This window comes from Lysobacter sp. K5869, assembly GCF_018847975.1.
GTDB lineage: Bacteria > Pseudomonadota > Gammaproteobacteria > Xanthomonadales > Xanthomonadaceae > Lysobacter.
The window spans coordinates 4,056,933-4,069,597 of record NZ_CP072597.1 but is presented as its reverse complement, the minus strand read 5'-3'; the positions used below and the strand labels follow the sequence as shown (position 1 = coordinate 4,069,597).

The following is a 12,665-nucleotide window of genomic DNA, read 5'->3' as shown; positions in this document are numbered from 1 at the left end:
CGCCGGTGCACTCGCTGCCGCTGGACCGTCCGCGCCCGCCGCGCCAGCGCTTCGACGCGCAGCAGCTGCGCCGCCAGCTCGACGGCGCCCGCGCCGATGCGCTGCGCGCGCTGGCCAAGAGCCACGACGCGTCGTTGTTCATGCTGCTGCACGCGGCATTGGCGATCGTGCTGGGCCGCTTCGGCGCCAGCCGCGACGTCGCCGTCGGCGTGCCGCACGCCGGCCGCGAGCGCCAGGAAACCGCGCCGCTGATCGGCTTCTTCATCAACACCTTGGTGCTGCGCAGCGATCTGTCCGGCGATCCGACCCTGGCCGAAGCCATCGCCCGCTCGCGCAGCGTCGCGCTGGACGGTTTCGCCGCCGCCGACGTGCCGTTCGATCTGGTCAACGACACCTTGCGCCACGAGCGCAGCCTCGCCTACAACCCGTTGTGCCAGGTCAAGTTCGTGGTCCAGAACCACGACGCCGGCGAGTTGGCGCTGCCGGGCCTGCGCATCGAGCCGTTCGCGCAGAACGTCGAGCAGGTGCACTTCGATCTCGACTTGAGCGTCGGCGAGGCCCGCGACGGCTTGACCCTGGCTTGGACCTACAAAGAAGACCTGTTCGACGCCGCCACCGTCGCGCGCATGGCCGATGCGTACGAACGCACGCTCGCGGCGATGCTGGCCGACCCGGGCCAGCGCATCGACGCGCTGGCGTTGATCGGCGAGGACGAGCGCGCTGCGTTGCTGGCGTTGGGGCGCGGTGCGGATTCGGCGCGCGACGCGAACGCGGATTTGGGCGCGTTGTTCCAGGCTCAGGCGGAGCGCACGCCGCGGGCGGTCGCGCTGCGCGAAACCGCGAGCGGCGCCGAGACCGATTACGCGATGCTGGCCGCGCACGCCAATCGTCTGGCGCATGCGCTGGGCGAGCAGGGCGTGGGGCGCGGCGGGCGGATCGGGCTGTGCCTGGAACGCACGCTGGCCTTGCCGGTGGCCTTGCTGGCGGCGCTCAAGAGCGGCGCGGCCTACGTGCCGCTGGATCTCAAGCAAGGCCCGGAGCGGTTGGCGAAGATCGTCGCCGATGCGGGGATCGAATTCGTCCTCGTCGAAAGCGCCTCGGCGCCGTCGGCGTTGGGCGGCGTGGATGCGATCTATCTCGACGGCGCCGGCGTCGATCCGGATTGGCTGAGCGAGTATTCCTCGGAGCCGCCGCAGGTCGAAATCGCGGGCGACGACATCGCTTACGTGCTTTACACCTCCGGCTCGACCGGCGAACCCAAGGGCGTGGAGGTCTATCACGCGGGGCTGAGCGACTACTGCGCGTTCGCGCAGGAAAGCTATTACTCAGGCGAACTGGCCGGCTCCTTGGTCGCCACGTCGCATGCCTTCGACCTCACCGTGCCGTCGCTGTACCTGCCGTTGTTGCGCGGCGACTGCGTGGAACTGCTGCCGTCGGGCGAAGAGCTTCCGGCGCTGGCGCAACGCTTGGACAACGGCGGCGACGCATGGCTGCTGCGCCTGACGCCCTCGCACGTGCAAGGCCTGCTGCAGCTGGCCGGCGACGAGCCGCGCGACCCAGCGCACGCGTTCGTGATCGGCGGCGAAGCCTTCCCGGCCTCGCTGGCGCGCCAGTTGCGCGGCAAGTTCCCGCACGCGCGGCTGGTCAATCATTACGGCCCGACCGAGGCCGTGGTCGGCTGCGCCTGGCAACCGCTGGACGAAACCTTGCTGGCGGGCGAGGGCACCTTGCCGCTCGGCCGCCCGATGCACAACACCCGGCTGTATGTGCTGGACGAAGCCGGCGCGCTGGCGCCGCGCGGCGTGGCGGGCGAGCTCTACATCGCCGGCGCCGGCGTAGCGCGCGGCTATCTCAACGACGCGGGCAAGACCCGCGAACGCTTCCTGCCCGATCCGTTCGCCGCCGGCGAACGCATGTACCGCAGCGGCGACCGCGTGCGCTGGAACGCGAACGGCGCGCTGGAGTTCTTCGGCCGCATGGACGGCCAGATCAAGCTGCGCGGTTACCGCATCGAGTTGGGCGAGATCGAAGCGGCGCTGCGCCCGCACGTGCGCGAGATCGCCGTGGGCGTGCACGGCGAAGGCGAGGCCGCGCGCCTGGTCGCCTGGGTCGCGGGCGAGGGCGGCGAAGCCGGTTTGAACGATCTGCGCGCGATCGCTTCGCAGCGCTTGCCGGCTTACATGCAGCCGGCCGTGTACGTGGCGATGGACGCGTTGCCGCTATCGCGCAACGGCAAGCTCGACCGCAAGCGCCTGCCCGAACCCGAGCGTCCGCAGGACGATTCGGCCGAGCCGGCGACCGCGATGGAGCGCGAACTGGCGGGCATCTGGGAGCGCGTGCTCGGCATCGCTCCGATCGGCCGCAACGCGCACTTCTTCGCCCTCGGCGGCCATTCGCTGTTGGCCATGCGCGTAGTCGGCGAGGCCGGCAAGCGCCTGCGCCGACGCGTGCCGGTGCGCACGCTGTTCGAGAACGCGACCCTGCACGCGCTGGCCGCGGCGCTGGAAGCGATCCCGCCGGACGGCGGCGACGACGCCATCGCGCCCGCCGACCGCGCCAGCCCGCTGCCGCTGTCCTACGGCCAGCAACGGCTGTGGTTCCTCGACCGATTGGAAGGCGACAGCGCGCAATACAACATGCCGATGCAGCTGCGCCTGCGCGGCGAACTCGATCCCGACGCGCTGCAGGCCGCGCTGGACGGCGTGGTCGCGCGGCACGAGTCGCTGCGCACCACCTACCACCCGGCCGACGACGGCGCAGTGCAGGTGGTGCATGCGCCGCGGGCGGTGCGGATCGAACGCGCCGATTTGTCGGCGCTCGATCCGCCGCAACGCGAGCGCGAGCTGGCCGAACTCGCCCGCGCCGAGGCGCGGCGCGGCTTCGACCTGGAACGCGACCCGTCGCTGCGCTGTGCCCTGGTACGCCTGGGCGAGGACGAACACGCGCTGTTGTTGACCTTGCACCACATCGCGTCCGACGGCTGGTCGAACGAAGTGCTGGTGCGCGAATGTCTGGCCGGCTACGACGCCCACCGCCGCGGCGTCGCCCCGGCGCTGGCGCCGCTGCCGCTGCAGTACGCCGACTACGCCGCGTGGCAGCGCGAGCAACTGGCCGGCCCGTTGCGCGCGCAAGGCGTCGCGTACTGGCGCGAACGGCTGGCCGGGTTGCCGGTGTTGCACGCGCTGCCGCTGGACCGACCGCGCCCGGCGCGCCAGTCCTTCGCCGGCCGCGCGCTGTTCGAGACCCTCGACGAAACCCGCACCGCGGCCCTGCGCGGGTTCTGCCGCGAACGCGACATCACCTTGTTCGCGCTGCTGCACAGCGTGTTCACCGTGCTGCTGCAGCGGATCGGCCGCGAGGACGACATCGTCGTCGGCATGCCGATGGCCGGGCGCGAGCGGCACGAGCTCGCAGGCCTGATCGGCTTGTTCATCAACACCGTGGTGCTGCGTTCGGACCTGTCCGGCGATCCCAGCTTCGCCGAGCTGCTGCGGCGCAACCGGCAGGTGCTGCTCGACGCGCACAGCCACCAAGACGTGCCGTTCGACTTGCTGGTGGACGAACTCAAGCCTGAGCGCAGCCTCAGCCATCAGCCGCTGGTGCAAATCCTCATCAACGGCTTCGAGGCCAGCGCCGCGGCGGCGCAAGCGCCGGCCGGGCTGGCGGTGACGCCGCTGCACGGCGACGACGCCGAGGATTTGTCCAAGGCCGATTTGACCCTCTACACCCGCGCGATCGGCGATCGCCTGGTGCTGAAGTGGTCGTACCGCACCTCGCTGTTCGACGACGCCACCATCGAGCGTTTCAACCGCGCCTTCCTGAGCCTGCTCGACGCGGCGGTGGCCGACCCTTCGCGCGCGATCAGCGAACTGCCGCTGCAGGCCGCCGATGCGAGCGTCGAGGCCAGCGAAGAACCCGCGCCGGCCGAGTTCGCCGGCGCGCTGTGCGAGCGCATCGCCGCGCTGGCGGCGCAAGCGCCCGAAGCCACGGCGCTGATCGAAGACGGACGCCGCATCTCGCGCGGCGAGCTCGAACGCAGGGTCGAAGCGTTGGCGCAGGAACTGGCCGCGCTCGGCCTGGGCCGCGGCGACGCGGTGGCGGTGTTCGCGCCGCGCGGCGCCGATTACGCGGTCGCGGTGTTGGCCGCGCAGCGCATCGGTGCGGCCTACGCGCCGCTGGCGGTGGAACTGCCCGACGAACGCTTGCGCTACATGTTGGCCGAATCGCGCGCCGGCGCGCTGCTGGTGCGCGGCGAGCTGCGCGGCCGCCTCGACACCGCGCTGCCGACCGTAATCATCGAAGCCGAGCGCGACGGCGGCCCGGCGCGGCACTGGCCGAGCCCGGCCGCCGACGACGGTTCCCACATCCTGTTCACCTCCGGCTCGACCGGCCAGCCCAAGGCGGTGCTCGGCACCCACGGCGCGCTGGCCAATCGCGCCGGCTGGATGCACCGGCGCTTCGCCTACGCCGAGGGCGAGACCGCGTGTCTGATCACCAGCACCGCGTTCGTGCGCGCGGTGTGGGAGTTGTTCGTGCCGCTGTCGGCCGGCGTGCCGACGCTGGTGGTCGCGGCCGATACCGTGCGCGACCTGGACGCCTTCGCCGATCTGCTCGCCGAGCATGCGGTCACCCGCTTGGTCACCGCGCCGTCGCTGGCGCGCGCCTTGTGCGAACTGCCCGGCGCGTCCGCGCGTCTGGCCGGGCTGCGCTGCTGGTTCGTCAGCGGCGAGCCGCTCAAGTCCGACGCCGCCGCGCGCCTGCGCGCGACCTTGCCCGACACGCTGCTGTGCAATCTGTACGGCTCCACCGAGACCATGTCGGACGTGACCTATCAGGTGGTCGACGCCGCGCCGGAGCGCGCGTTCGTGCCCATCGGCCGGCCGATCGACGCGACCGCGGTGCGCATTCTCGACGAGCGCCTGCGCGAAGTGCCGGCGGGCTTGCCCGGCGAGATCTGCGTGGCCGGCGCCAATCTCGCCGCCGCTTATCTCGGCAAGCCCGAGTTGACTGCGGCCAAGTTCGTCGAGGTCGAGACCGCGCCGGGACGGCGGGTGCGGCACTACCGCACCGGCGACCTCGGCCGGGTACTGGCCGACGGCAGCATCGAATGCCTCGGCCGCACCGACTATCAGGTCAAGCTGCGCGGCTTCCGCATCGAGCTGGGCGAAGTCGAGGCGCGGCTGCTGCGCAGCGGCGGGGTCAAGGAAGCGGTGGTGAGCGTGGACGGGCAGGGCGACGGCGCCCGCTTGATCGCTTACGTGGTCGCGCAAACCCCGCCCGCGGACGCCGCCGCCTGGATCGAAAGCCTGCGCGCGGCTTTGCGCGGCTGGCTGCCGGATTACATGCAGCCTTCGCAGTTCGTGCTGCTGCCGAGCTTCCCGCTGACCGCCAACGGCAAGATCGACCGCCGCGCGCTGCCGGTGCCGCAGGCCGACGCCGACGCGGCGGTGCCGCTGGAAGGCGAGACCGAACACGCGATCGCCGCGCTGTGGAGCGAACTGCTCGGCGCGCAGGGCGTGCACGCGCACTCCAATTTCTTCCACCTCGGCGGGCATTCGTTGCTGGCCACGCGCATGGCCGGCTTGGTCGCCGCGCGCCTGCGCAAGCGGGTGCCGGTGCGCGCGGTGTTCGAGCATCCGAACCTGCGCGCCCTGGCCGGTTTCGTCGAGCGCAAGGCTACCGCGGCGCTGCCGCCGGTGCGTCCGGCGGCCGAACGCGAGCGCCATCCGCTGTCGTTCTCGCAGCAGCGGCTGTGGTTCCTGGACCGCTTGGAAGGCGGCAGCGCGCATTACAACCTGCCGGTCGCGGTGCGCCTGCGCGGACGCGTGGACGCGCGCGCGCTCGCCGCCGCGCTCGATGCGCTGATCGCGCGCCACGAAGTGCTGCGCACCAGCTTCGCCGGCAGCGGCGAGCAGGCGCAGCAGATCGTGCATCCGCCGATGCCCGCGCCGCTGCGCCGGCTCGACCTGCGCGGCCGGCCCGAGGCCGAGCGCGAGGCAGCCTTGGCCGAGGCGGTGCGCGAGGCCTCCTCGGCGCCGTTCGACCTGAGCGCCGCGCCGCTGCTGCGCGCGTTGTGGGCGCAGTACGACGAGGACGGCCACGTGCTGGTGGTCAACACCCACCACATCGCCTCCGACGGCTGGTCCAAGGGCATCTTGCTGCGCGAATTCACCATGCTCTACGAGGCCTTCCGCGACGGCCACGGCGATCCGCTGCTGCCGCTGCCGGTGCAGTACGGCGATTTCGCCCGCTGGCAGCGCGAAAGCTTCGACGCCGACACCCTGGCGCGCGAAACCGCGTACTGGCGGCGCCAGCTCGAAGGCGCCGCGCCGGTGCACGGGCTGCCGCTGGATCGCCCGCGTCCGCCGCAACGCGCTTTCGCCGCCGGGCGCCTGCAGCGGCGCATCGGCCGCGAGCTGGCGCAGCGTTTGCGCGAGATCGCCCAGGCGCACGACGCGACCTTGTTCATGGCCTTGCAGACCGCGTTCGCGCTGCTGCTGGGACGCTGGAGCGAACGCGACGACGTGGTCGTGGGCACGCCGGTCGCCGGCCGCCTGCAGGCCGAGGTCGAGCCGCTGATCGGTTTCTTCGTCAACACCTTGGTGCTGCGCACCGACCTGTCCGGCGAACCGAGCTTCAGCGACCTGCTGCGCCGCGCGCGCGAGACCGTGCTCGACGCCTTCGCCCATCAGGCCACGCCGTTCGAGGCCTTGGTGGAAGCCTTGGCGCCGGAGCGTTCGACCCGTCACGGCCCGTTGTTCCAGATCGCGTTCGCGCTGCAGAACCACGAGCGCGCCGCGCTGAACCTGCGCGATCTGGAGATCGCGCCATGGGACGCCGGCTCGGCCGGCATCGACGGCGAACTGGCCCTGGTCGCGGCCGAGGCCGGCGACGGCGTGCACCTGACCTGGACCTGGGCGCACAGCGTGTTCGACCGCGCCACCATCGAGCGTTTGGCCGACGGCTTGGAAGCGTTGCTGGAAGCGGCCTGCGCCGACCCGACGCAGCCCGCGCACCGACTGCCCGTCACCGGCGCCGCCGAGCGCGAGCGCGTGCTCGGCTGGGAACGCGGCGCGGAGCTCGCGCGCCCGCGGGTCGGCGCGCACGCCCTGTTCGAGGCGGCGGCGCGGCGCGCGCCCACGGCCATCGCCGTGGTCGATGCGCAGCGTTCGTTGAGCTACGGCGAACTCGACCGCTGGGCCGACGCGCTGGCGCGGCGCCTGCGCGCGGCCGGCGTCGGCCGCGGCGAGATCGTCGCGCTGTGCGTGCCGCGCACCGCGGCGATGGCCGCCGGCGCGTTGGGCATCCTCAAGGCCGGCGCGGCGTATCTGCCGATCGATCTGACTCTGGCGCCGGAACGCGCGGCCGCGATCCTCGACGATGCCGGCGCGACCCACGTCGTCGGCGCCGGCGACGAAGCGCCGGCGTGGTGCGGCTCGCGCCGCTGGTGGGACATCGAACGCGCGGCGGACGAACCGCTGCCGGCGGCGCTCTCCGATGCCGACGCGTTCGCCGATACCGATCTGGCCTATGTCATCTACACCTCGGGCTCGACCGGCCGGCCCAAGGGCGTGCAGCTCGAACACGCCGGCATGGTCAATCTGGCGCTGTCGCAGGCCGAGCTCTACGGCGCCGGTCCCGGCTCGCGCGTGCTCGCCTTCGCCTCGGCCGGTTTCGACGGCGCGGTGTGGGAGTGGCTGATGGCGCTGACCTCCGGCGCGCAGCTGCACATCTGCGACGAAGACGACCGCCGCTCGCCGCAGCGCCTGGGCGCGCTGCTGAGCGAACGCGGCATCACCCATGCCGCGATTCCGCCGGCGCTGCTGGCCCAGCTCGACCCGCAGGCAGGCGCCGCGCTGGAGGTGCTGATCGTCGCCGGCGAAGCCTGCGACGAGGCGTTGGCGTGGCGCTGGGCGCAGCGTTGCCGGGTGGTCAATTCCTACGGCCCCAGCGAAGCCACCGTGGCCGCGACCGGCGCCGACATCGTCGCCGGCGCGCGCATCGGCCTGGGCGCGCCGCTGCCGAACGTGCGGGTGCAGGTGCTCGACGCGCGCGGCCAACGCGCGCCGCTGGGCGTGGCCGGCGAGCTGTGCATCGGCGGCGCCGGTTTGGCCCGCGGTTATCTGGGGCAGCCGGAACTGACCGCGCAGCGCTTCGTCCACACCGCCGCAGGCCGCTTGTATCGCAGCGGCGACCGCGCGCGCTGGACCGCGCAGGGCGAACTGCTGTTCCTCGGCCGCGACGACGATCAGGTCAAGCTGCGCGGTTTCCGCATCGAGTTGGGCGAAGTCGAAGCCGCGCTGCGCGCCTGCGAAGGCGTGGCCGACGCGGTCGCCGGCGTGATCGGCGAAGGCGAGGCGCGGCAGTTGGCGGCCTGGGTGGTGCCCGCCGCCGACGGCGACGCGACGCCCGCGCGCTGGCGCGAACGGCTGCGCCGGCGTTTGCCGCACTACATGGTGCCCTCGGCGTGGGCGACGCTGGCGGCGCTGCCGCTGACCCGCCACGGCAAGATCGACCGACGCGCCTTGCCGGAGCCGGCCGCCGAAGCCGCCGCCGCGCACGTGCCGGCGGCGACGCCGATGGAACAGGCGCTGGCGCAGATCTGGAGCGAGTTGCTGGGCGCCGACGAGATCGGCGTGGAAAGCAATTTCTTCGAGCTCGGCGGCCACTCCTTGCTGGCGACGCGCATGACCGCGCAAGTCGCCGCGCGTCTGGGCCTGGACCTGCCGATCCGCGCGGTGTTCGAGGACGGCACCGTGCGCGCGCTGGCCGCACGGCTGCAGCGCGCGGGCGACGCCGACGCCGGCCGGATCGAACCGGCGTCGCGCGCAACGCCGCTGCCGTTGTCGTTCGCGCAACGCCGGCTGTGGTTCGTCGACCGCCTCGGCGGCGACAGCCGCCAGTTCAACGTGCCCACCGCGGTGCGTCTGCGCGGCGCGCTCGATGCCGCTGCGATGGCCGAAGCGTTGCGCGCGCTGGTGGAGCGTCACGAAGTGCTGCGCACGGTGTACGAGGAAGCCGACGGCGAACCCGTGCAGCGGCCGCTGCCGGCACCGGCGCAGGTGCTCGAACGCATCGACCTCAGCGGGCTCGGCGCGGACGAGCGCGCCGCGCGCGTGGACGCGCTGCTGCGCGAGCAGGCCGCGCGCCCGTTCGACCTAAGCCGCGACCCGATGCTGCGCGCCTTGCTGTGCCGCGAAGCCGACGACAGCCACGTGCTGGCGCTGACCTTGCACCACATCGCCTGCGACGGATGGTCGGTCGGCGTGCTGGTGCGCGAGTTGGCGCAGTTGTACGCCGCCGCCCGCGAGGGCCGCGCCGCGGCGCTGCCGGCGCCTGCGCTGCAGTACGCCGACTACGCGGTGTGGCAACGCCGCCGTCTCGACGGCGAACGCCTGGACGCGCAGCTGGCGTACTGGCTGGAACAGTTGGCCGACGTGCCGGCCGTGCACGGCCTGCCGCTGGACTTGCCGCGCCCGCCGCAACCGCAGTTCGCCGGCACCCGCGTGCGCAGCCGCATCGGCGCCGACACGCTGGCGCGCCTGCACGCGCTCGCGCGCCGCCACGACGCCAGCTTGTTCATGGCGATCCAGGCCGCGTTCGCGGCGCTGCTGAGCCGCTACAGCGGCGAGGACGACATCGTCATCGGCTCGCCGGTCGCCGGCCGCACCCACGCCGACACCGAAGCGCTGGTGGGTTTCTTCATCAACACCCTGGTGCTGCGCAACGATCTGTCCGGCGATCCGGATTTCGACGCCTTGCTGGCGCGCACCCGCGAAACCACGCTGGCCGCGTTCGCCCACCAGGACGTGCCGTTCGAGACCTTGGTCGACCGTCTCAACCCGGCGCGCAGTCTCGGCCACTCGCCGCTGTTCCAGATCAGCCTGACCCTGCACAACCTCGCGCCGCCGGGGTTGAGCCTGCCGGGGCTGGAGGTCGCCGACGCGCGCGCCAGCGAGGAGGTGGCGCGTTACGACATCGAGCTGCACGCCACCGAGACCGCGCACGGCCTGGAACTGAGCTGGCTGTTCGCTTCCAGCCTGTTCCTGCCGGACACCATGCAGCGGCTGGCGAACGGGCTGAGCGTGCTGCTGGACGCGCTCGCGCGCGATCCGCAGGCGCCGCTGTCGTCGCTGCCGGTGCTCGACGGCGACGGCGAGCGCGCGCTGCGAGCGCTGACTCAACCGCTGACGCGCGAACGTCCGGCTTGCACGGCGCACGAGTTGTTCGAGCAGCAAGTGCGGCGCGACCCCGACGCGCTCGCGGTGCTCGGCGGCGAGGAACGGCTGAGCTACGCCGAACTCAACCGCCGCGCCAATCAGGTCGCGCATTACCTGATCGCGCAAGGCGTCGAGCCGCAGGCGCGGGTCGGCCTGTGCCTGGACCGCGGCCCGCAGCTGCTGGTCGGCATTCTCGGCATCCTCAAGGCCGGCGCGGCCTACGTGCCGCTGGATCCGGCCTACCCGGAAGAACGCGTCGCGGCGATGCTCGACGACGCCGAAGCCGAGTACGTGGTCACCCGCATGGACTTGGTCGAAGCGCTGCCGTGTCTGGCCGAACGCAGCCTGCTGCCGCTCGGCGACGCGCTCGGCGAGGCCTTGCTCGGCGATCAGCCGGAACACGATCCGCAATGGCCGGTCGCGCCCGACGCGCTGGCCTATGTGGTGTTCACCTCCGGCTCCACCGGCACGCCCAAGGGCGTGCTGGTCGAGCATCGCGGCATGGTCAATCTGGCCCACGGCCAGCGCGAGCTGTACGCGCTGGAGCCGGACTGCCGCGTGCTCGCGTTCGCCTCGATCTCGTTCGACGCCGCCGCCTGGGAATGGCTGATGGCGCTGACGCACGGCGCTTCGCTGTATGTCTGCGACGAAGAAGAGCGGCTGTCGGTGCGCGCGTTGCAGCGCTTGCTCGGCGAAGGCGGCATCACCCATGCGACCTTGCCGCCGGCTTTGTTGGCGCAGATGGAACCGGCCGCGCACGGGCGGCTGCGCTGCCTGATCGTCGCCGGCGAAGCCTGCGATCCGCACAGCGCCTGGGCCTGGGCCCGGCACGTGCCGCTGCACAACGCCTACGGCCCGTCGGAAACCACGGTGTGCGCGACCTCGGCGCAAGTGCGGCCGGGCGAGCGCATCACCATCGGCCGCGCCTTGCCCAACGTCGAATGCCTCGCGGTGGACGCGCACGGGCGGCCGCAGCCGGTCGGCGTGGCCGGTGAGCTGTGGGTCGGCGGCGACGGTCTGGCGCGCGGCTATCTCGGCCGCGCCGCGCTCACCGCCGAACGTTTCGTCGTCCATCCCGACGATCCGGCCCGGCGCATGTACCGCACCGGCGATCTGGTCCGCTTGCTGGCCTCGGGCGAGTTCGAGTTCCTCGGCCGCCTCGACGGCCAGATCAAGATCCGCGGCTTCCGCATCGAACCCGGCGAGATCGAGGCGTGCCTGCGTCAAGCCGAGGGCGTGCGCGGCGCGGTGGTCACCGCGAGCGGCGAGGGCGCGCAGCGGCGGTTGGTCGCCTACGTCGCCCGCGACGGCGACGGCGGCGACGATCTGGCGTTGGCGCTGCGCTTGAAGGCGGCGCTGCGCCGCCACTTGCCGGATTACATGGTGCCGGCGGCGATCGTGCCGGTGGACCGCATCCCGCTGACCCGCAACGGCAAGGTCGACCTGCGCGCCTTGCCCGCGCCGGAGACCGCGCCGGCCGCCGACATCGAGCCGCCGGCGAACGCCGCGGAAGCCGGATTGGTGGCGCTGTGGGCGCAGTTGCTCGGGGTCGATCCGGCCGCGGTCGGCGCGACCTCGAACTTCTTCGAGCTCGGCGGCCACTCGCTGCTGGCGATCCGCCTGTTGGCGGCGATCGAGCACAGCCACGGCCGCAGCCTGTCGGTGCGCGACGTGTTCCAGCACCCCACGCCGCGCGAGTTGGCGGCGCGGTTGGCGGGCGAGGGCGGCGCGAGCGAAGCCGCCGCGTGGACCGCGCTCGGCGACGGCCGCGGCCACGCGCTGTTCGTGCTGCCGGCCGCGGGCCTGGGCGCGACGTCGTACCTGCCGCTGGCGCGCGCGCTCGGCGCCGCGGCGTCGCTGCGGGTGTTCGAGCCGCGCGGGCTCGACGGCGCGCAGCCGCCGCAGGAGAGCTTGGCCGAACTGGTCGCCGACGCCTTGCCGGCGTTGCGCGCGCAGGCGGCGTTGAGTGCGCAGCCGCTGATCCTGGTCGGCCATTCCTTCGGCGCCGCGCTGGCGTTCGAGTTGGCCTGCGCCTTGCAACGCGAAGGCGCGGACACCCGGTTGGTGCTGCTCGACAGCGTGTTGGAACTGCGCGAGGAGTGGCTCGACCCCGCGCACGCGCCGGCCGCGCCCGCCGGCGCTCCGGCCGCGGTCGCGGCGTTGGCGCGGGTGGTGCAGGCGCAGCGCGGCATCCTGCTGGGCTATCGCCCGAACGCGCGCTACGCCGGTCCCGCCGCGCACCTGCGCGCCTTGCAGGGCAGGGCGATCGCCTTGCCGCGCGAGGAACTCGAGCGCCAGGACCGCAGTCACTTCGAGCGCGCGCCGCTGCACCGCGGCGTCGCCGGCGGCCACTTGTCGATGCTGCGCGACGAGCATGCCGGCGCACTCGCCGCGGCGCTGCTCGACGCCCTGGACGCGCTATCCGCACAGGCCGAACCGGCATGA

General features: G+C 72.9%; 1 protein-coding gene (only partly in view). It reads left to right on the top strand.

Annotated features, from left to right (window positions below; translation table 11 throughout):
- Window positions 1-12,665, top strand: partial view of a non-ribosomal peptide synthetase gene (locus J5226_RS17315; protein ID WP_215835673.1) — the 3' portion only. The gene continues 820 nt to the left of window position 1, outside the view; the window shows 12,665 of its 13,485 coding nt (coding positions 821-13,485); its start codon lies off the left edge, out of view; it ends in the stop codon at window positions 12,663-12,665.